The sequence below is a fragment of the Aquimarina sp. Aq107 genome, from assembly GCF_943733665.1.
Lineage (GTDB): Bacteria > Bacteroidota > Bacteroidia > Flavobacteriales > Flavobacteriaceae > Aquimarina.
Window position 1 is genome coordinate 1,063,856 of sequence record NZ_OX030782.1, and the last position, 21,057, is coordinate 1,084,912.

The window sequence follows — 21,057 nt, forward strand, 5'->3', positions numbered from 1 at the left end:
ATGAAGTGTAAATTTTTAATTTATGCATTATTATTTTTCTTTACTTTTCAATCATACGCTTCGTATGTGTTAATTCCTATGGATGCCGAAGGTCAGCAAAACCATTTAAAAGCCTATGGAATTACGTATTGGACACTTAGCAAAGATTTAAAAGTTAAATGGCTACTTAATTATAGAGGTGGTTCTTTTTTATTACCTGATACGGATGATATTAAAAAGGAATGTACGATTCGTGGGGTTTCTTATGAAGTTCTGAGCAATGCTAAAACAGAAGAAATTTTAGAGGATATAAGTAGTCCTTCTAAAAATATGGAAGCTGTTATTTTAGAAAAAGCACCTAAAATAGCGGTATATTCTCCGAAAGGAAATCAACCTTGGGATGATGCGGTAACGATGGTTTTAACGTTTGCCGAAATTCCGTACGAGACTGTATATGATAAAGAAGTTTTAGAAGATAATCTAATTTTATACGATTGGTTGCACTTACATCACGAAGATTTTACTGGGCAATATGGTAAGTTTTATGCATCTTATCGAGCTGCACCTTGGTATATACAAGAAAAGGCGAATGCAGAGAAATTAGCATTTGAATTAGGGTATGAAAAGGTTTCTCAAGAAAAACTTGGCGTAGCACTTAAAATAAGAGATTATGTAGTAGGAGGAGGATTTATGTTCGCTATGTGCAGTGCTACGGATAGTTTCGAAATAGCGCTGGCTGCAGAAGGAGTGGATATTTGTGAACCAATGTTTGATGGAGATCCAAGTGAGCCTGGTTATCAGTCTAAAATTGATTATAATAAAACATTTGCGTTTAAAGATTTTACGCTCGAACGTAGTCCAAATGTATATGAGTTTTCTTCTATAGATATGACTAGAAAACGTCGTATTTCTAAAACTACAGATTACTTTACGCTAATGGATTTTTCTGCGAAATGGGATCCGATTCCAACAATGCTTTGTCAAAACCATACCGCATTGGTAAAAGGATTTATGGGGCAGACCACGGCATATGACCCTACTGAAATTAAATCTAATGTATTAGTTCTTGGAGAAAATAGAACTAATAACGAAGCTAGATATATTCATGGAATTAAAGGAAAAGGTTTCTTTACCTTTTATGGAGGTCATGATCCAGAAGATTATCAGCATAGAGTAGGAGATCCAAAAACTGAGCTAGAATTGCATCCTAACTCTCCTGGATATCGTTTGATTCTTAACAATGTTCTCTTTCCTGCTGCCAAAAAGAAAAAACAGAAAACTTGATTGTTTTGATTTTGTTTCTATGAGTTAAATCACTGTTTATAGGGTGATTTGAGTATTGAACATTTTGTAGTTTTGATCCTATGGTAAAAAAAATCATAATGATAGTTGTTATTTTATTTATATCAATAGGTGCCTTGTGTATTTATGGATTGTATCGTTTTTTTAACCCTTTTGGAAAAGAAGTAAATAAAGAGTTATCCGATTCTTATTATTATACAAGAGATAAAGAAGGCATTATTTATAGTCCAATGGGTAATTGGTTTGAATTAGGAAAAGATGAAATGGAAGTTGATATGCAAACATTTCAGGTGCTAGCAAGGGATTATGCTAAAGATAAAGATCAAGCTTATTTTAAATCAAGAGCAATTAATAATGAAATAGATCTTGCATCATTCGAAGTGCTGTTAGGGTATACACCTATAGATAAAAATCACGTATATGAATTAAACGATAATTATTATCATATAGGTACAAAAGATATAAAAGCACTAAAAATTCTAGAAGGAGCAGATGCAAAAACTTTTACTCAGATAAGTTTCGATTTTGCTAAAGACAAGAATTTTGTATATCAAAATTATAAAAGAAATGATTCCCTAGATGTTGCATCTTTTGATGAGATCAATAGTCACTTTTGTAAAGATCAAAAAGGAGTGTATTATTATTCTTATGGAAACCCTCCGCGTAAGATTGAAGAAGCTAATATCGCTGAAATTGTTTCTTTAACGAACTACTATATTCGTGATAATACGAATGTATATTTTTATGTAGGATATAAAAATTCGGAAAGATTTGATAAAGTAGTAGCAATACCTTTCAAAAATAGTAATGAAATCGGTTTTTTTGAAGATAAGGGTCTTATTAAAATAGATGACCAGATATATTATCAAAGTAGCATCATAGAAAATGTAGATATAGCAACTTTTAAAGAAATAGAGGCTGGATATACCAAGGATAAGAATGCTGTTTATTTTCTTGGTAAGGTGATTGAAGGCGCAGATACCAATACCTTTAAATATAATACGAGTTCCTATACTTTTTCTGATAAGAATCATAGATATGAAATAGGAAAAATTGTAAAAAGCAAAAAGTAATTTTTGATTTTTGTAAGGTTGTTATAAAAAGACGACTATTGAATTCTTAAATAATAACCTTACACTCAAAAAATGAAAAAAATAACTCTATTCACACTAATACTTAGTGTTTTATTTTCTTGTAAAGAAGCACCTAAGGAAGAAAAAGAAGAAAAAGAAGTTGTAGTCGAAGAAAAAGTAGAAGAAGTTATTCCTGATAGATCAGAAAACTTTCCAAAAGATATTGCAGCAGTTTTTAAAGCTCATGGCGGTATCCAAGCGTTTGATACCCAGAATACATTGATTTTTGAACTTTCGAAACCAGAAGGTAATGAGAAGCACACTACAGATCTTAAAACTAGACATGCACGTATAGAAACGGATAAGTTTCGATTAGGTTTTGATGGAGAAGAGGCATGGATTGAACAAGATTCGACTTATTTTAAAGGGAATCCACGTTTTTATCATAACTTGATGTTCTATTTTTATGCAATGCCTTTCGTATTAGGAGATGATGGTATTTCTTATGAAAAAGTAGAAGATTTGAAAGTAGGAGAGGCTTCGTATCCTGGTTATAAAATATCTTATGGAGAAGCTATAGGTGATTCACCGAAGGATAATTACTTTGTGTATTATGATTCAGAATCATATCAAATGAAATTCTTAGGATATACAGTTACATTTTTTAGTAAAGAAAGTAGTCAGAAAATTAGTCTTATTGAATACTCAGATTGGAATGATATTGATGGTTTATTGTTGCCAAAAACCTTAAAATGGAGATCTTATGAAGATGGAATTGTGGGAGAAGTTAAAAGTGAAAGAAACTTTGTAAATGCCTCTGCAAGTAAAGAAAAAATGGATGCTTCTATATTTAGTAAGCCGAAAGAGGTAGAATAGATCTACTTGTAAATTATAGTATATTAAAAATAGCTCTGTTAGTTGGAAACTAACAGAGCTATTTGTTTTTTGAGAAAGCGAATTTTTTTTTGATAAAAATACAAGCATAATTTTTAATATTTGATAATCTCATAAGAGAATACTTTTTGTTTATTGCGAAAAATCACAAGTAGTACACTTTTTAATAAGAATACCTTAAAGTCTATTGAAGTGCATTTTTAGAATTAATTAATTTTATATCCTTTATCTAATTCTATTTACGAAAACGATATAGTAACACACAAAATTAATTTTATGTATAAAGAATTAACAACGAGTAATAGGGTTTTGATGGGACCAGGACCATCAGATGCGCATCCTAGAGTACTTAAAGCAATGTCCACACCATTAATTGGACATTTAGATCCAGAATTTGTAACCATTATGGATGAGGTTAAAACGATGGTACAAGATACTTTTATGACTAAAAATCATATGACTTTTGTAGTTTCTGCTCCCGGTAGTGCTGGTATGGAAACTTGTTTGGTTAATTTATTAGAACCTGGAGATGAAGCCATTATTTGTATCAATGGAGTTTTTGGTGGCAGAATGGCAGATATTGCCGAAAGATGTGGTGCCAAAGTTCATAAAGTAGCGGTAGCTTGGGGAACAGTGATCACTCCAGAAGATATAAAAAAGGCCTTGGGTGTTTGCAAAAAACCAAAATTAGTGGCACTTGTACATGCAGAAACTTCTACTGGAGCGTTACAACCTTTAAAAGAAATTAGTGACCTGGTTCATAACGCTGGTGGATTATTGATGGTAGATGCTGTAACTTCTTATTGTGGCATGGAACTAAAAGTGGATGATTGGAATATAGATGCAATATATACTGGTACGCAAAAGAATTTAAGTGCTCCTCCAGGTTTATCACCTGTAAGTTTTTCTGATAATGCACTAAAAGCACTAGAGAATAGAAAAACAAAGGTGCAAAGTTGGTTTTTAGATTTAAGTTTGGTTAAAAACTACTGGGGTGGAGCTAAACGTGCATATCATCACACTGCTCCAGTCTCTTCGGTGTATGCTTTAAGAGAATCCCTAAGAATCGTATTAGAGGAAGGTTTAGAAAATAGATGGAAAAGACATCAACAAGTACACGAGGTTTTAAAAACAAAACTGGAATCCTTAGGGTTTAGTTATTTAGTCGAAGAGCAATATCGATTACCTAATCTAAATGCCGTTTTTTTACCAGAAGGAAATGATGAGGCAATATTACGTAAAAAGTTATTGACTAAATATAATATCGAAGTAGGGGGAGGATTAGGTGATTTTGCAGGAAAGATATGGAGAATAGGTATTATGGGAGAGAGTTGTACACTCAATCATGTAAATATGTTGATTAGTGCATTAGAGGATATTGAAGAATTTAAAAGTTAATATACTAGAATATAAGGCATTGAATTTCACTGAAAACAGGGTTTGATTTAAGATTGAAATTTTTGACTTTTGTGTAAATAAATTAATCAACAAGTTTTTTAATCTCTTAAAACCTTATTCAATGAGTGATATTAGCAATGACCAAATGGTCGTGGAAATCTTAAACTTTTTTTATCCTAGAAATACAATCTCAGAACACAATGTTACAGATCAATTAGGAGATTTGGCGGCGGAAATGTACGCGGAAGCATTAGAGGCCTCTGCGGCAATGCATTTAGTTCCAAGACCTACGTATACTCCATCAATGTCTTGGTTAGTAAAAGAAGGTGTAAAAGCGTTCTGGAGATCAAGAGGAGAGGACGAAATATATGAATCTGTCAGGGTTACAGTCGCACTTAAATATAAAAGTAAACATCAAATGAGTAAATTAGGAATTTAAAAAAAAGAGGCACTTTAAAAAGTGCCTCTTTTTTTACAAAGAAATAAATAAGTTTTATTTCTCATATTTACTACTATATCGTTTCCATAGTTTTGTTTGGTGACTTTCTAGGCTGATATCTCTTCCTTGGATAAAGGCTTTTTCTAACTGATTGGTTCGCATATCTAAAGCATCTCCAATACTTATAAATAAAGTAGCATCTTTACCGACTTCTAAGGTGCCTACCATATCATCAATGCCTAAAATTTTAGCACTATTACCTGTAATTAGCTGTACAGCCTTTTCTTTATCTAGACCATGAGCAGCAACTGTTCCCGCTTGGAAAGGCAGGTTACGGGCATTAGCTCGTTCCATTTGACCACTGTTTTGTAACCCAACCAATATCCCAGCATCTATCAACAACTTTGCATTTTTATATGGCAAATCATAATCATCATCTTCATAATTTGGTGTAGAGTGTGTTCTTGTAAGAAGTACAGGAATGTTTTGTTGTTTAAGCTGTTCGGCTACTTTGTAAGCTTCATCAGCTCCTACTAATACTACTTTTTTAAGTTGTTGTTCTTTAGCAAAACGCAATACATCCAAAATAGCTTTTTCTGCTCCTACATGAACAAATAGGGTCTGCGTACCATCAAAAACTTTTTGCATTGCTAAATGAGGTAAATTTTCTCTACTGGTGTTCGATTGCGCAGTAGCTTTAGCTTGATTCATATAATCTGCTAGAGCAGTTATTTGTTCTTGGTATTTTTTATTAGGCTTAAATCCGGGATCTTCTCCTAACCACCATCTACCTCTGGTAAAAGGGTTAGGCCAATTTAGATGAATTCCATCATCAGTTTTGATGGCTGCATCTTCCCAATTCCAAGCGTCTAATTGTACAATTGAAGAAGTCCCAGAAATCCATCCGCCACGAGGTGTAGTTTGAGCAATCAAGACACCATTAGGGCGCATACTTTCTACAATCTTACTCTCTGCGTTGTATGCTATAATACTTCGGATGTGTGGATTAAAACCTCCAATCTCACTATCATCATCAGTAGCTCTTACTGCACCTATTTCTACCAATCCTAAGGTAGAATTTGGTGCTATAAATCCTGGGTATACATGTTTTCCAGTGGCATCAATTACTTTTCCTTTGCTAGCAACACTGCCTTTGGTTCCTACATTAGTGATCTTTCCATTTTCAAAAATGATAATACTATTAGGAATCACTTCTCCATTACCTATATGTGCGATTGCTCCTGTAATAGTAATCGCTTCCGTTTGGGGTTTTGCTGGGGTTTGTTGTGCTGTTGCATTTCCAAATGCAATTATTAGCAACAACATTATATATGATAAATTTTTCATTTTTTAATTAGTGTTTAGTGAATGTGTTCTACAGTATCGCAGTGAAAATGTTGTTTTTCCTTTTTCTTAGGTGGTTGCGTTTTTAAACCACTGTTTTTAGCCTTTAGTAGCATTGTAGACAATTCATTACGCTCATCGGCAATTGATTTTCGCATAGCTTTGTCTTTTTCTAAATCAAAATAAGTAGCTCCATCAATCAATGTTTTTTCTGCTTTAGCGTAGATAGAAAGAGGGTGATCTGTCCATAAAACAACATCTGCATCTTTTCCTATTTTAATACTCCCTACGCGATCATCAATGTGTAACATTTTTGCTGGGTTTAGAGTAACAAATTTCCAAGCTTCTTCTTCACTAACTCCTCCATATTTTACAGACTTTGCAGCCTCTTGATTTAATCTTCTAGACATCTCACCATCATCACTATTAATAGCAACAAGTACTCCTTGATTATACATAATGGTAGCGTTATAAGGAATGGCATCATTTACTTCATATTTATAAGCCCACCAGTCTGAAAAAGTAGATCCAGCTACGCCATGTTTAGCCATTTTATCTGCAACCTTATATCCTTCAAGAATGTGAGTAAAGGTGTTGATTCTAAAATTGAATTTTTCTGCCACTTTCATTAACATGTTAATTTCACTTTGTACATAGGAGTGACAACTTATAAAACGCTTACCATTAAGAATCTCGACTAATGTTTCCATTTCTATATCCTTTCGATATGATTTCCCACTATTTTTTAGCTTTTCATATCGCTTAGCACGTGTAAAATAATCCACATATAATTGTTCTACACCCATACGGGTCTGAGGAAAACGTATTCTTTCTGCATCCCCCCAATTACTTTGTTTTACATTTTCACCCAAGGCAAATTTGATAAACTTAGGAGCGTTTTTGTAAATAAGGTTTTCTGCACTTTCTCCCCATTTTAATTTTAGGATTGCTGATCTACCACCAATAGGGTTAGCCGATCCGTGTAATATTTGGATAGAAGTTACTCCACCAGCAAGATTTCTATACATATTAATGTCATCCGGTGAAACCACATCTTCTATCGTTACTTCTGCGGTTGAATTATGACCAGCTTCATTAATTGCTGCTGCTGCTATATGAGAATGTTCATCAATAATACCACTGGTTAAATGTTTTCCGGTAGCGTCTACAATTTTAGCATTTCCTGCATTTAGATTTTTTCCGATCCCGGCAATTTTTCCATTTTTAATTAAGACATCGGTTTCGGTCAGAATTCCATCAACTTCATTTGTCCATACAGTAGCATTTTTGAACAATATGTTTTCAGATTTAGGAAGTGTACTATTTCCGTAGGCGATATTTGGATAGGTTACAGGCAGTACCTTTGGGGTCTCCTTTTTGTCTTCAGATTTTTTTCCATCTTTTTTAGCAGCATTTTTTGACTTTTGTTTTGCCGTAAAAGTTGTCTCTGATCCGTTTGGCAAAATCGCCTTTCCGCTCCAAAATTTAGGATTTTTATTAATTGCAGTTACTATTCTAGTATATTGAGTTTTTGTAGTATCAGCGTCTGTAAAAGTAAGGGATACCCAATCATTAGTGTATGTGATTTTACTTCCTAATTTAGTTTCTCCAAGTTTCACTTCTGCCTTTGGTTTAGCAGGTTTTCCTGAAATGGATACATCATACGTTTTTCCGGCAAGTGTTAGTTCATATGCACCGTTGATATCTGTGGTATTCATATCATTAACAATGTTCTTATGTCCCTGTACCCAATTTTCATAGATAATATTATCCTTGGAAAATAACTCTTGACTAGTAATTAAAAAATTAGCATATGCCCCTTTTTTAAGAGTTCCTAGTACATCACTTTTTCCTAAGATCTGAGCAGGAACTGTGGTCAATGCTTCTAATGCCGTTTCTTTATCTAGTCCATGCTTGATTGCTTTTTCAATTCTTGTATTGAGATCCGAAATCTTTTTTAATTTATGAGTGGTTAGTGAAAATCTCACTCCATTTTTAGCTAAAACAGATGGGTTGGTAGGTGCTTGGTTCCAATGACGCATATCACCAAGACTTACTAGGTTAGCCATATATGGATCCGAAACATCATAAGCTTCAGGAAAATCAAGCGGGATAATATATTGGGCATTAGTAGCTTTTACCTTATCAATTCTAGCATATTCATCTCCACCGCCAACAATGATGTATTGAATATTAAATTCGTCACCTACTTTATCAGCTCTAAAACCATTAATTCTACTTCCTGCTTCAAAAATTTGAGGTAAGCTTTTGTTTTTATTTAAAGCTTCAATAGATAGATCCTTATAATCAGTATTATTAGTTGTATACCACTTAGCATCTAGATATACCTGTCTCAAGAGCGCCATGGATCCCATTAATGATGTTGGATACATTTGTTTGCTTTTATTACTTTTAGAAAAAGAAAGCAATTGAGAAGATGCATCACTTAATAATCGATCACCCTTGGTGCCATCGTTATTAAGAGCCACTAGTAAACCAGTTCCCCTTATAATTCCATCAGGCATATGGGTGTTTAAAGTTCCAAATCCTGCCTTTATAAATTCATCAGCTTTTTTCTTGTCATAAGTAAAATCGTCTAAAGAGTTTGTTTCTGGGCGGATATGATCATTCCAATAATATCCTTCTCTAGATGCATCATATTGAGGATTACTTCTAAAAGAACCTCCTTGTCTTTTAGGTTTTTTAATTCCAAAGCTAGTAAAAGGATCAATGAAGGAAGCATATACGTGTTTCCCTTGCAGATCAATTACAATACTATTTTTGGGAATTGATAATCCAGTACCTACTTGTTGAATTTTACCTTTTTGTATAATTAATGTGCCATTATTAATTTCTGTTCCTGGAGATGTGTGAATGACAGCATTCGTAAAAACTGTATAATTAGAATTAGACGTCTTAACACCGTCATTTTTTGGGAAATATTCTTGAGCATAAAAATTAAATCCCATAAATATCACAGCAAGTGATAAAAATAGTTTTTTCATAAGAGTTAGTGTAAAAAATGAATTGGTTTTAAAGATAACTTTTGCTACAGAAAGACCTTACAAATTAGTAATTTTTTAACAGGGGACAAGAAATTTAGAATTACAGGATTACAGATAGATTATAACTTATCCTTATAATAGTTTACTAGTAAAGCAACTACGTAGCTATACGTCTCCATACCTTTTGGTTGATTGTTAGCCTTAAGATACGTATCATATGTACTTTTAAAAATGGGTTCTAGTGGATTTTGATAACTCATCCAAAAGTCATTCACTTCTTTATAGTTTTTTAGTATTCCAGGTCTTAGTTTTTCGATCAAGCAAAATGCTTTTTGCTCATCTCTAAGGTAGAGGTCATTAAGACAGAATTTAAGAGCAAAAGTGGTTCCACTATAGTTGAAATAGGGATCATCAAAATTCATAGTGGTTAAAGCCGCAATAAAATTAGCTTCATTTTCTTTTGCAAATCCTAATTGGTGTGCTTCTTCATGGCAACTAGTGGTCGGAGCTTTATAATTAAGAATTAATCCATTTACCTGGGCTTCATTGGTAATAGGATTTAAATATCCACTAAACCCCATATATGTTAAGGGGATACTTAGTAAAGATTTTTTAATACTTTTTGGAGAATATCGAAGGTTAGGAATTACTTCATTAATTTGCTCGTAGGCGGGAATTGTTTTTTCGAATATTTCCTCTTTGTCATAAGGCATCACTATTGATAGAGAGTCATCGGGTTCTAAACTTTTATGTATAGAATTAGCACGTTTAATAAGTTTTTCAGAGACCATTAAAAGTTCAGCTTCACTGTATTGATCTTCAATTTCTAATATTTCGTGCATTGGCAATCTATAATAGTTCATTCCCCATAACAAATGAAAAGCGGCATATACTATAGATATGGTAGCACCTACATCTAACAATATTTTTTTCCATTGAACTTTTTTTCGGAATACTTCCCTAAATAAAAAACGAATCAAAAGAATAATTAAAATACTATACCCTATATCACCAAAAGAAAAAGGAATCCAACCAAATACATATCGCAGGGCTTTAGAGGTGTAAACAAAAACTCCATTACTATAAAAACGATCTATAAATTCTGGAAAGAAAGAAAGAATTTTGATAATTATAAACTGAACTGGTAAAAGAAAAGTAAGGTATAGTTTTGTTTTAGATTGCATGTAATGAAATATATCAGATTGTAAATCTACAACATTTAATATATGATTTGAATTAAGATTATCATAATGTACATTTGTCAAAAACACAATACATATATGAATTCAGAAATAAGAAACCTAGAGCCTAAGGAACTTTGGAATAAATTTGCGGATTTGAACGCAGTACCAAGGCCTTCTAAAAAAGAAGAGCGAGTAATTGCTTTTATGAAAGATTTTGGTACGTCTCTTGGGTTACCGGTAGAAGTAGATGAAGTAGGGAACGTTTTGATAAGAAAACCTGCTACTTCTGGTATGGAGAATAGAAAGACTGTAGTGATGCAATCTCATCTAGATATGGTACATCAAAAAAATGCTGATACGGTTTTTGATTTTGATACACAAGGAATAGAAATGTATGTAGATGGTGATTGGGTACGTGCTAAAGGAACTACTTTAGGAGCTGATAATGGATTAGGTGTAGCTACTATTATGGCTATTCTAGAATCTAGTGAATTATCACATCCTGCAATCGAAGCATTGTTTACCATTGATGAAGAAACTGGAATGACCGGAGCAATGGGATTGAAACCAAATTGGTTACAAGGAGATATTCTACTTAACTTAGATACAGAAGAAGATGATGAAATTGGAGTTGGATGTGCAGGTGGTGTAGATGTAACTGCAGAGAGGACTTATAATCAAGAAGATATGCCAGAAGGTAAAACAGCATATCAAATTTCTGTGACTGGTCTTAATGGAGGACATTCTGGAATGGATATTCATAAAGGTTTAGGTAATGCTAATAAAATAATGAATAGATTGTTATTTGATGGTTTTGAGAATTTTGGACTTAGAATTCATGAGATTAAAGGTGGGAGTTTACGAAATGCTATTCCTAGAGAGAGTTTTGCAACAGTTGTTGTTGATATGATACAATCTGAAGCTTTTGAATTTGAAACTTCGGAATTGATCTCTACAGTAAAAAAAGAACTTTCTTTGGTAGATCCAAGCCTATCAATAGAATTGAAGCAGGTTGAACTACCGAATAAAGTAATGGAATTGGGTGTTCAAGAGGGTGTTTTAAAATCTTTATATGCCGCTCACAATGGTGTATACGTTATGAGTTTATCGATCTCTGATTTAGTGGAAACATCTAATAATATAGCAAAAGTAACGATTGGCAACGGAAATATTAAGATTGAATGCTTAACTAGAAGTAGTGTAGATTCTACCAAATTAGATTTAGTTAATAAGTTACGAGCTACTTTTGAATTGATAGGATGCGAAGTAACAACGGATGGCGATTATCCAGGTTGGGCACCAAATATGGATTCTGCAATATTAAAAGTGTTAGATAGTTTGTATCAAAAAATAAATGGAGAAAAAGCTCATATTGCCGCTTGCCACGCCGGTTTAGAATGCGGTATTCTGGGACAGAATTATCCAGATATGGATATGATATCTTTTGGTCCTACGATTTTAGGAGCGCATTCTCCAGATGAGAGAGCTAGTATTTCTTCTGCTCAGAAGTATTGGGGATTTGTCAAAGAAATATTAGAAAATATTCCTAATAAATAGTTTTTTAATTTATACTAAAAGAAAAGGCATCTCAAATAAAACTTGAGATGCCTTTTTTATATTATTAATAGATAGGTTTATTGTTTTCCTAAGATCCCAACTAATTCTAGTTCGAAAACCATTTCTGTATTTGGTGGAATTGGAGCTCTACCTCTTTCTCCATACCCTAAATGAGGAGGGACAAAGATAATCGCTTTATCTCCTACTTTCATTTGTTGAACTCCTTCTTTAAAACCAGGAATCATTTTAGCTTCTGGAGAATAAGGAATTTCTAAAGGAACATATCCTTTTGGATGGTCAGCACGACGCTGATCAAAAAGTCCCATTTCTCTTGCTTTTTCTACAAGGTTTGTGTCAAACATTTTTCCATCAGTAAAGGATCCTTGATAGTTTACTTGTACCATATCACTTTGCTTAGGTTGTTCTCCATTTCCTTGTTCTAAAAATAGAATCTCTAACCCACTTTCTAACTTAGTCGCCTTTTTTCTTAATTCAGCGAATTCTGCAGCAATAGCAGGAAACTTTTTAGCTATCTCAGCTTGTCTTTCCTTTTCAATACGTTCCTTCTCTAATTTCTCTTCTTCTAGCGCTTTTAGTTTATCTTCAAAAGCCGCTTTAGAATCAAATGCTTTAGCATCTTTTCCTTTACGAATGATATTAACTTGTTCCATTCTTATTTCAGATACAGGTTTGTCTCCAGGTCTAGTTTCAGCGACACCAATACTATCCACGATATCTTGACCAGAAACGATTTCTCCAAAAACAGTATGTTTACCGTTTAACCAAGGAGTTTCTTTCAGTGTAATAAAGAATTGACTTCCGTTGGTAGCTGGACCAGAGTTAGCCATAGATAAAATACCTTTAGACTTATGCGTTAATGAGTCTACGATTTCATCCGGAAATTTGTAACCAGGGTCACCTGTTCCTGTTCCTAGAGGATCACCAGTTTGGATCATAAAATCTTTGATAACTCTATGGAAAATAATTCCGTTGTAATACTTCTTTCCTTTATATAAACTATCTACCATAGTGTTCGTTCCTTCTGCTAGAGAAACAAAATTTGCCACTGTCATTGGAGTTTCTTTGTAATGTAATTCAGCTATAGCAGTTCCTTTGTTGGTAATGATTTCTGCATAGATTCCATCTCCAAGTTCTGGGTACTTTTCCTCGCAATTAGTAAATGTAAGGGTGATAAGTGCTAAAAATAAAAGACTTAATTTTTTCATTTTTTTAGTTAAGATTTAATTTTCTTTTGTTGATTGTTTTGTGATTTTATTGAGTTTTACTCTAGATATTAACGGAATATTTGTTCCAATCTTATGATTGTCTCCATAATATCCGTATGCTTGATAGGAAGGAAATAGAAATGTTACTATTTCTCCTTCTTTCATTATTTTTAATCCTTCTCTTAAACCAAAAAATAGATCTTCTTGGTCAATAGCGTAGTTTACAGTGTCTAACTCTTTTTCGCTATATATAGTATCTCCGTTAAGATCTTTGATATCATAATTGAAATTAACAATATCACCAAATTTAGCAGTACCAGAAGTTAAAGTGTCTTTTTTTTCATAAAAATACCAAAACCCACCTTCAGAAGTGATGTAATTATTAGAAGAATCTTGCTGTATTATTTTTTGTATCCTAGCCTCTTCCCGTGCGCTAAGTTCTTTATTTCGATTAATAGATTCATTAATAAATGATCCAGACGAAATACTTACGGGTTTTCTTGCTTCTGGTGCTTTACAAGAGAAAAATAGCATTAGGAAACTTATTGATAGGAGAAAATATCTCATGAATTCAGGGCATTTTTATAAGACGGTAAGATACTAATAAATTTCTCAACAGTTTCGCCTAGAGAAAGATTACTTTTTCCTCCAGCAGCATTATGATGTCCTCCTCCTTCAAAGTGGTTTCTAGAAAATTCATTCACCGAAAATTCACCTTTAGAGCGTAGTGATATTTTTATAATATTTTCGCCTTTGTTTTCTATAAAAATAAGTGCAAAAATAATTCCTTCTACAGATAATCCCATATTAACAAATCCTTCGGTATCACCTTTTTTGAAATTATGATCATCCAATTCTTTTTGAGACAATGTGATGTAAGCAGTATTGTATTCTGGAAGTACTTTTAAGTTTTTAAGTGCTACACCTTGTAATTGTAATCTAGAATAGGTGTTGTTGTCATAAATATTTTCGTGAATAGCAGTGTTGTTAGCTCCACGTTCAATTAGGTCAGCGATCACTTTATGCGTAATATTTGTCGTGGATCGAAATCTAAACGAACCTGTATCTGTCATAATACCAACATATATACAAGTAGCTATATCTGCTGTGATTTTATCCAAATCATCTAGATTTTCAATAAAATGATAAATCATCTGACAAGTTGAACTCATGCCGACATCACTATAGGTATAGGTAGCATAATTATCAGGTTGTTGATGATGATCAATCATAATGAAAGTGGTGTTTGTATGCTCTAACACGCTTTCCATATTTCCAGTTCTGGAAAAATGATTAAAATCTAATGTGAAAATTATATCTGCTTCTCTAATTTTTTTAACTGCTAATTCGGTATCACTATCATATTTAATGATAGAAGATTCACCTGGAATCCATTTTAGAAAACTTGGATAATCATTAGGCGTTATAACTGTAGATGTATGTCCTAAACTTGATAAATAATGATGTAGGGCTAGAGTAGATCCTATAGCATCACCATCCGGATTTTTATGAGGAATAATTACAATGTTTTTTGGAGTGCTTAAAAGCACTTTTATTTCTTTAAACTCACTTGTATTCATAGGTCAGCGAAGATACTATTAATTAATAATATGGTAATACTGGAATGATTACTTTTACCAATATCTAATTGTTTCGAAAAATGAAAACCCCAGTATCTATTTCCTTTTTTATACTATGTATCTTAAATTTTGTCTCTGCTCAAGAAATTTCTCAAAAAGGAAATACTGATTTTACAATAGCTTTTGGAAGTTGTAATAAACAAAATAGTCCTCAACCATTTTGGAAAGAAATTCTAAAGAACGAACCGGATGTTTTTATTTGGGGAGGAGATAATATTTATGGTGATTCTGATGATATGTCTAAAATTGCTGATGATTATAAAATTCAGAATAATAATTTGGGATATCAAAAATTAAAAAGTAAAGTTCTCGTAATGGCCACTTGGGATGATCACGATTATGGCAAAAATGATGTAGGAGCAGAATGGCATAAGAAAAAAGAAAGTCAACAATTATTTCTTGATTTTATGGGCGTTGATAAAGATGATCAAAGAAGACAGCAGGAAGGAATATATGCATCTCATTTTTTTGACACTTCTAAAGGTAGCATTAAGGTGATGATATTAGATACTCGATATTTTAGAGATTCACTTCGTAAAGATATTACAGGAAAAAAACGTTATGTACCTAATGATGACCTGAAGAGAACAATACTGGGTAAAAAACAATGGATATGGTTAGAGAAAGAATTAAAATCTAGTCAAGCAGATTTTAATGTCCTTGTTAGTAGTATTCAGTTTTTATCCGGAGAACACGGATGGGAAAGTTGGGCTAATTTTCCGAATGAAGTATTAAAATTAGAACAATTAATATCAAAAACAGAGGCTAAGAATTGCGTGATCTTAAGTGGTGATCGTCATATTTCAGAATTTTCAAAAAAGAATATATCTACTATTCCTTACCCTTTAATTGATTTTACTTCTAGCGGGTTAACGCATGCATATACTAAATATAGTGGAGAACCTAATCAATATAGAACTGGAAAAGTAATTGCTATTCCAAGTTTTGGTATCTTAAAATTTGATTTTGACAGGAAATTAGTAACCATGCAAATGCGAGGAACTAATAACGTCTTACTACAAGAAATAAAACAAGAGTATTTAAAAAAATAGAATAATTAAATTCGATTTTATAAAAGACAGTACTTTCTTAGGATTTTTATTGTTTTTGATGCTTTTATATATACTTTTGCACAAAATTTTGCATTTGACATTAATAGTCAAAAAGATAATTAAAAATCAATTTCCTTAACTAGGAGATAGGATAAAAACCAAACTTTAAAAATGGCAACAAATAGAACTTTTACAATGCTTAAGCCGGATGCGGTAAGAAAAGGATACATCGGTGCAATCCTTGAACAGATAACTGCTTCAGGTTTTAGAATTGTAGCAATGAAATTAACACAGTTAACTACTGATGATGCTAAAGCTTTTTATGCGGTGCATAGTGAGCGTCCTTTTTATGGAGAATTAGTAGAGTATATGACTAGTGGTCCAATAGTAGCAGCAATTCTTGAAAAAGAGAATGCTGTTGAAGATTTTAGAACTTTAATTGGAGCTACTAATCCAGAAGAAGCTGCTGAAGGAACTATCCGTAAGAAATTTGCTACTTCTATTAGCGAAAATGCTGTGCACGGAAGTGATAGTGATGATAATGCTGCTATTGAAGGAGCTTTCCATTTTTCAGGAAGAGAGCAATTCTAAGAAAATTACATTATATAATGTTTAAAAAAGAGGTGTTGAATTCAACACCTCTTTTTTTGTGAAATAAACTTATTTATATTCTTTTTTCAGGAATAAGAGGTTACCAAAAAATCCTAAAACTAATATTAGGAGTAATGCCCAATGCTATAATATCAGAGTTTATAAATCGGTTGTCTAAAGAATTAGTTGTTCTAAATTCTCGATTTAGAAGGTTTTCTCTATCATATAGATTTAATACAGAAAGTCCTAATCGATATTTAGTATTAGGATTAGCACCAATTTTAAAATCATATATTGCAGAAAAATCAAGACGATGGTATATTGGCAAGTTATTTCCATTGATTTCTCCAAAATCCAGTACTACTAAGTTTCCATTTTCGTCTACACCATCTACGTTAGTAAACGCTTTACCGGTATGCCATAACCAGCCTAATGAAAATTGAAAGTTATTAATTTTATAAAAATGAGACCATTTAACAGTATGTTCTATGTTCCAATTACCAGGAAAAGATTGATTGTTATTGATGTTTTCAAATTTGTTTTTAGTGTTAATATATGAATAACTTACCCAGGTTTTATAATTGTTAAATCGTTTCTTTAGAAAAAGATCAATTCCATAAACTCTACTTTCACCGGTGTGATAGGTATTATCAATTGGGTTTATAAATCCTGCGGTTAGCGAAGTAATATCATCTATCTGCTTGTAATAAGTATCTATGTCAAAATACCATTTGTGTTTTTTAAAGCTGCTACCTAAAGTAAATTGGTAGCTGGTTATTACAGGAAATTGCTCTTTGTTGGATAAGGTCCAAACCTGATTCTCTAGAGATAGATCACTTACCACGGATTCTCTTATTTGGCTAACAGCTTGACTTCTGTATTCTCCTGTGGCATTAATTTCCCAAGATTTAGAGAGGTTTTTTTGTATAAAGATTCTAGGCTCTATAAATGATTGATTTAATTCTGCATAATTATTAAATCTTACCCCCATAGAAAGGTATAAGTTTTTTGGTATTTCATATTTATACTCACCGTATATAGAGTGTGTATTAAGAAGGCGATTGTCTTGATCCAGAATCAATTCATATGTTGGTGTTGTTGTAACAAATGCATATTTAATAGTGTTATTAGAGAATTGATACCCGCCTAAAATTGTATGATATTGAGATAGAGAATATTTAACATCAAGAGCAGCTCCTAAGTCTTTGACACTATTCTTCTTACTTTCTGTTTCTATAATGTTTCCAGATTCACCTGTAATAAATTGATAATTTAATAGATACCTCGTATAATATCCACTGGTTTTAAGGTTAAAGCCATTATTCGATTGATGTTTCCAGCTAAGGTTATATCCTTCATTCTCCGTAATTAAATTATCATTAAAAGACATTAGGTCATCACTTCGTTTAAAATCAAGATCATTTTTACTATAAAGTGCATTGGCCTCTATTTTATCAACATCAGAAATTTTAGCGATTAAGTTTGCATTATAGTCTTCATAGAAAAAATCATTTTTTGCATCATTAAGTTCAATAGTTTCTGCAATTGTAGTATTCTGAAAAACTCGATCAGCAAACTGTTTATATGTAAAGGTTTCCAGTATATCAGTGTATGATCTTCTACCAGATATTTGTAATGAAACCTTGTCTTTGATAATTGGAGTATGAATAACAGCGTCTGCATTAATCATATTAAAACCAGCTCCTCCAGAAAACCGGTCAGCAATTTTATCTTCAGTTTTGATATCGATTATTCCAGAAATTCGATCTCCATACTGAGCGCTTACACCACTTTTAGAAAAATCTACTTCTTTTACAACATAAGGGTTAAACGCTGATATCATGCCAAAAAGATGTCCCTGATGATATGTTTTAATACCATTCCAGAGCACTAAGTTTTGATTAGGAGCACTACCTCGAACATACAATCCTGATGCTGTTTCGAAGGGACTATTGACACCAGGAGTTAATTGAATACTTTGCAAAATATCAGGTTCTGTAAGACCAGGAAGTATTTCGATATTTTTTAGATTTATATTAACTATGCGCTTATTTTGAGTGATTCCCTTGGTAAGATATTCTTGTATAACAACTTCATCAAGGGTTTCAATAGAATTAATTAAGTATATATTGGCGCATTTGGTATTGGTAAATTCAGATGAGTTTAAAACTTTTTGTCTAAATCCTGGCGCACTTATTAGGATAGGAGTGTTAAAGGGAACTTCTTGGTTTTCAAAAAAACCTTGATCATTAGTAGTAGTATTTGTTCTAGACCCTTTAAAGAATACTCCTATGCTCTCTATAGGTTCATTACTTTCGTTATAAATAAAACCGCAAATTGAAATAGTATCTGTTTTAGAATATTTTCTAATGGTGATGAAATTTTTTCCAGTAATTTCAAATTTTAGTTGTGTTTGTTTTTGTAATAAATCAATTACTTCTTCTAAAGTAGTTTTTACATTTGTTTGTAGAGAAATTGGTTTATTTATAATCGTAGCATCTATGTAAGAAAATTTGATTTTAAATTGTTTTTCGATAGAAGGAATTATTTGAGATAGCGCTTCATTTTTGGCACTGATAAGAGTTGTTTCTTCTTGCGAAAAAACAGACATTCCCCAGAAAAGTATGCAAACACATAAAAATCTTGTCATTCCCTTATTTTTCTAATACCACTGTTTTTTGGTCTTGCAATAATTTGTATTGTAAACCTAAGGTACTAAAAACTGTTTTAAGAGCAACTTCTATATCGTTATTAGGAAAAGTTCCCGTATAGATTGTTTTGGTATCAATTCCATTTGTATCAATAGAGATGTTATACTGATCTTCTAATTCTATAAATACATATTTTAAAGGTACACTTTTAAAAGAACTGGTATTACTAATCCAAGAAGGTTCTAAAGCTTCGAACACCCAATTCTCAGAAGCGATTTTAGAAATTTTTCTATAACCTTTTCCTGCCGTAAGTATGGTGTTTTCTTTTCCTCGAGTAACATTAACTTTACCTTCATAGCATACTGCTTCGAAATATGAAGGCAGAGATTGTACGTTAAATTCTGTGCCAAGTACGGTAACATCCCCATTCGTGGTTGTAACCGTAAATTTACTTCCTTTTTTTACTTTAAAATACGCTTCTCCTTCTAAGGATATTACTCTATTGTTTTCCCAATCATTTTTGTTAAAACTAGCTTCTGATTTTGCATTCAATATCATTTCTGAACCATCTGGTAATGTAACCGCTAATTGTTCTCCATATGAGGTGGTAAAAGAGTTATTTGATTTAAAAAAGAAAAAACCAAATAGTATAGCAATCGAGGCCGCAACGGCTATAGCTGGCCATAGTTTAATAACAGGTTTCTTATGCTGATTTAAAGAAGTTTGCTTGTTAGATTTGATATTATTTAATGCAGTATCTACATCATACGGTACTAATTCCAGAGTGTCCGCACCAGCCATAATCTTAGCGTAATGATTATATTCTGGATGGGATTGGAACTCACGGAGTTCCTCTGGAGAAAGCTCTCCATTAATCCATCTGGATAGGAATATATCATCTTTTTTATCGTCTAACATAACTCTTCTGTATATAATAGAAACGTTTTATTATCTAATAACCCTACCCCTATATTTATTTTTTTTATTTTCATAATGATCTAATCGTTTACAATTAGAAAATAATTACAATTAAATATTTCCAATTTTTTTTCTTAATGTTACCAATGCCTTATGCATTAATTTTTCAATTGCCTTTACCGATACGTTAGATAACTCAGCAATTTCTTTATATGTTTTTTTGTCGATTCGACTAAGCAAGAAAACTTCCCGTTGTCTATCCGGTAAATCGGCTATGGCACTTTTTAATTTCTCCATATATTCTTTTTCAAGCATAACAAATTCTGGAGACTCATTAGTCACATCACTTTTTCTTTGTGTAATATAATTTTGATGTTTAAACTTTACCTGTTGATGTCTGGCATTACTAATTCCCAAATTAGTAGCGATCGTATAGACATAACTTTTTGCTTTGTCTAAAGAAACCTTTGCACAATTATTCCATAGTTTAATAAAAGAATCTTGTACGATATCTTCAGCTTGATCAAGATCTCCAAACTTATAGTATAGATAATTCCTCAAAAGTTTAGCATGACTTTTGAAAAATTCATTAAAGACTTGCTCGTCACAAGTAGTGTTTTTACTATCAGACATTTGGGGGATTTATTTAGTGCCAAAACTAGATTTTTTTCTGATACCAAAAAAAATAAATCATAAAAAAAATAAAAGCTGGGGTGGGGTAGGATGATTGATTAGCGTTTTACTAGTGTTATAACACACAAAATATCTCAATTGAGTTTTACTTAATCTTTAATTAAAAAATTA

The 21,057-nt window shown here is 32.4% G+C and carries 17 protein-coding genes; 8 read left to right on the plus strand and 9 right to left on the minus strand.

What is annotated here, in order from left to right; all coding sequences use genetic code 11:
- The 5 genes from NMK29_RS04310 to NMK29_RS04330 all read left to right on the plus strand — a co-directional run bounded on the left by NMK29_RS04310 (nt 1) and on the right by NMK29_RS04330 (nt 5,085).
- On the plus strand, nt 1–1,263 hold the full coding sequence (locus tag NMK29_RS04310) for an asparagine synthetase B (protein ID WP_199915018.1): 1,263 nt from the start codon (nt 1–3) through the stop codon (nt 1,261–1,263).
- A gap of 98 nt (nt 1,264–1,361) precedes the next feature.
- A complete protein-coding gene (locus tag NMK29_RS04315; RefSeq protein WP_159092072.1) occupies nt 1,362–2,354 on the plus strand; it encodes a DKNYY domain-containing protein in 993 nt (330 codons plus the stop codon).
- Between the two features lie 72 nt (nt 2,355–2,426).
- Nucleotides 2,427–3,230, plus strand: a complete 804-nt coding sequence (locus tag NMK29_RS04320) for a DUF6503 family protein (protein ID WP_108801734.1) — start codon at nt 2,427–2,429, stop codon at nt 3,228–3,230.
- Between the two features lie 294 nt (nt 3,231–3,524).
- Entirely contained in the window at nt 3,525–4,646 is a 1,122-nt protein-coding gene (locus NMK29_RS04325) for an alanine--glyoxylate aminotransferase family protein (RefSeq protein WP_108801735.1), read from the plus strand.
- A 121-nt stretch (nt 4,647–4,767) separates the two neighbouring features.
- Nucleotides 4,768–5,085 carry a hypothetical protein gene (locus tag NMK29_RS04330; RefSeq protein WP_108801736.1) on the plus strand — a complete coding sequence of 106 codons (318 nt, stop codon included), beginning with the start codon at nt 4,768–4,770 and terminating at the stop codon, nt 5,083–5,085.
- Between the two features lie 54 nt (nt 5,086–5,139).
- Here the strand turns inward: NMK29_RS04330 and NMK29_RS04335 are convergent, their stop codons facing one another.
- From NMK29_RS04335 to NMK29_RS04345, 3 genes are all read right to left on the minus strand, one after another.
- Nucleotides 5,140–6,432, minus strand: a complete 1,293-nt coding sequence (locus NMK29_RS04335) for an amidohydrolase family protein (RefSeq protein WP_108801737.1) — start codon at nt 6,430–6,432, stop codon at nt 5,140–5,142.
- A gap of 14 nt (nt 6,433–6,446) precedes the next feature.
- A complete protein-coding gene (locus NMK29_RS04340) occupies nt 6,447–9,434 on the minus strand; it encodes an amidohydrolase family protein (RefSeq protein WP_108801738.1) in 2,988 nt (995 codons plus the stop codon).
- A gap of 119 nt (nt 9,435–9,553) precedes the next feature.
- Nucleotides 9,554–10,618, minus strand: a complete 1,065-nt coding sequence (locus NMK29_RS04345; protein WP_108801739.1) for a DUF3810 domain-containing protein — start codon at nt 10,616–10,618, stop codon at nt 9,554–9,556.
- A 96-nt stretch (nt 10,619–10,714) separates the two neighbouring features.
- Between NMK29_RS04345 and NMK29_RS04350 the strand changes: the two genes are divergently transcribed.
- Nucleotides 10,715–12,175 carry an aminoacyl-histidine dipeptidase gene (locus NMK29_RS04350; protein ID WP_108801740.1) on the plus strand — a complete coding sequence of 487 codons (1,461 nt, stop codon included), beginning with the start codon at nt 10,715–10,717 and terminating at the stop codon, nt 12,173–12,175.
- Nucleotides 12,176–12,252: 77 nt separating this feature from the next.
- Here NMK29_RS04350 and NMK29_RS04355 read toward each other — a convergent pair whose 3' ends face one another.
- From NMK29_RS04355 to NMK29_RS04365, 3 genes are read right to left on the minus strand one after another with little or no spacing between them, the layout of a single operon-like run.
- Nucleotides 12,253–13,401: a peptidylprolyl isomerase gene (locus NMK29_RS04355; protein ID WP_108801741.1), complete on the minus strand. Its 1,149-nt coding sequence runs from the start codon at nt 13,399–13,401 to the stop codon at nt 12,253–12,255.
- 15 nt (nt 13,402–13,416) lie between these two features.
- Entirely contained in the window at nt 13,417–13,935 is a 519-nt protein-coding gene (gene gldI, locus NMK29_RS04360; protein ID WP_254097164.1) for a gliding motility-associated peptidyl-prolyl isomerase GldI, read from the minus strand.
- Nucleotides 13,936–13,964: 29 nt separating this feature from the next.
- Nucleotides 13,965–14,981: a bifunctional oligoribonuclease/PAP phosphatase NrnA gene (locus tag NMK29_RS04365; RefSeq protein WP_108801743.1), complete on the minus strand. Its 1,017-nt coding sequence runs from the start codon at nt 14,979–14,981 to the stop codon at nt 13,965–13,967.
- A gap of 80 nt (nt 14,982–15,061) precedes the next feature.
- On the opposite strand from NMK29_RS04365, the gene NMK29_RS04370 reads away from it, so the two are divergent.
- Together NMK29_RS04370 and NMK29_RS04375 are read left to right on the plus strand one after the other, a co-directional pair.
- On the plus strand, nt 15,062–16,093 hold the full coding sequence (locus NMK29_RS04370) for an alkaline phosphatase D family protein (protein ID WP_108801744.1): 1,032 nt from the start codon (nt 15,062–15,064) through the stop codon (nt 16,091–16,093).
- A gap of 171 nt (nt 16,094–16,264) precedes the next feature.
- Entirely contained in the window at nt 16,265–16,684 is a 420-nt protein-coding gene (locus tag NMK29_RS04375) for a nucleoside-diphosphate kinase (RefSeq protein ID WP_027395629.1), read from the plus strand.
- 100 nt (nt 16,685–16,784) lie between these two features.
- Here the strand turns inward: NMK29_RS04375 and NMK29_RS04380 are convergent, their stop codons facing one another.
- From NMK29_RS04380 to NMK29_RS04390, 3 genes are all read right to left on the minus strand, one after another.
- Nucleotides 16,785–19,334, minus strand: a complete 2,550-nt coding sequence (locus NMK29_RS04380; RefSeq protein WP_108801745.1) for a TonB-dependent receptor domain-containing protein — start codon at nt 19,332–19,334, stop codon at nt 16,785–16,787.
- Between the two features lie 4 nt (nt 19,335–19,338).
- A complete protein-coding gene (locus NMK29_RS04385; RefSeq protein WP_108801746.1) occupies nt 19,339–20,253 on the minus strand; it encodes a FecR family protein in 915 nt (304 codons plus the stop codon).
- 111 nt (nt 20,254–20,364) lie between these two features.
- Nucleotides 20,365–20,886, minus strand: coding sequence for an RNA polymerase sigma factor (locus NMK29_RS04390; protein ID WP_108801747.1), 522 nt, complete (start codon nt 20,884–20,886; stop codon nt 20,365–20,367).
- Between the last annotated feature and the right edge of the window lie 171 nt (nt 20,887–21,057).

Excerpts from the sequence above, each read along its gene's own strand:
- NMK29_RS04335 (WP_108801737.1), bottom strand. The coding sequence starts at position 6,432 with ATGAAAAATTTATCATATATAATGTTGTTGCTAATAATTGCATTTGGA.
- NMK29_RS04310 (WP_199915018.1), top strand. The coding sequence starts at position 1 with ATGAAGTGTAAATTTTTAATTTATGCATTATTATTTTTCTTTACTTTT.
- NMK29_RS04370 (WP_108801744.1), top strand. The coding sequence starts at position 15,062 with ATGAAAACCCCAGTATCTATTTCCTTTTTTATACTATGTATCTTAAAT.
- NMK29_RS04380 (WP_108801745.1), bottom strand. The coding sequence starts at position 19,334 with ATGACAAGATTTTTATGTGTTTGCATACTTTTCTGGGGAATGTCTGTT.
- NMK29_RS04365 (WP_108801743.1), bottom strand. The coding sequence starts at position 14,981 with ATGAATACAAGTGAGTTTAAAGAAATAAAAGTGCTTTTAAGCACTCCA.
- NMK29_RS04315 (WP_159092072.1), top strand. The coding sequence starts at position 1,362 with ATGATAGTTGTTATTTTATTTATATCAATAGGTGCCTTGTGTATTTAT.
- NMK29_RS04350 (WP_108801740.1), top strand. The coding sequence starts at position 10,715 with ATGAATTCAGAAATAAGAAACCTAGAGCCTAAGGAACTTTGGAATAAA.
- gldI (WP_254097164.1), bottom strand. The coding sequence starts at position 13,935 with ATGCTATTTTTCTCTTGTAAAGCACCAGAAGCAAGAAAACCCGTAAGT.
- NMK29_RS04325 (WP_108801735.1), top strand. The coding sequence starts at position 3,525 with ATGTATAAAGAATTAACAACGAGTAATAGGGTTTTGATGGGACCAGGA.
- NMK29_RS04345 (WP_108801739.1), bottom strand. The coding sequence starts at position 10,618 with ATGCAATCTAAAACAAAACTATACCTTACTTTTCTTTTACCAGTTCAG.
- NMK29_RS04320 (WP_108801734.1), top strand. The coding sequence starts at position 2,427 with ATGAAAAAAATAACTCTATTCACACTAATACTTAGTGTTTTATTTTCT.
- NMK29_RS04340 (WP_108801738.1), bottom strand. The coding sequence starts at position 9,434 with ATGAAAAAACTATTTTTATCACTTGCTGTGATATTTATGGGATTTAAT.
- NMK29_RS04330 (WP_108801736.1), top strand. The coding sequence starts at position 4,768 with ATGAGTGATATTAGCAATGACCAAATGGTCGTGGAAATCTTAAACTTT.
- NMK29_RS04385 (WP_108801746.1), bottom strand. The coding sequence starts at position 20,253 with ATGTTAGACGATAAAAAAGATGATATATTCCTATCCAGATGGATTAAT.
- NMK29_RS04355 (WP_108801741.1), bottom strand. The coding sequence starts at position 13,401 with ATGAAAAAATTAAGTCTTTTATTTTTAGCACTTATCACCCTTACATTT.
- NMK29_RS04375 (WP_027395629.1), top strand. The coding sequence starts at position 16,265 with ATGGCAACAAATAGAACTTTTACAATGCTTAAGCCGGATGCGGTAAGA.
- NMK29_RS04390 (WP_108801747.1), bottom strand. The coding sequence starts at position 20,886 with ATGTCTGATAGTAAAAACACTACTTGTGACGAGCAAGTCTTTAATGAA.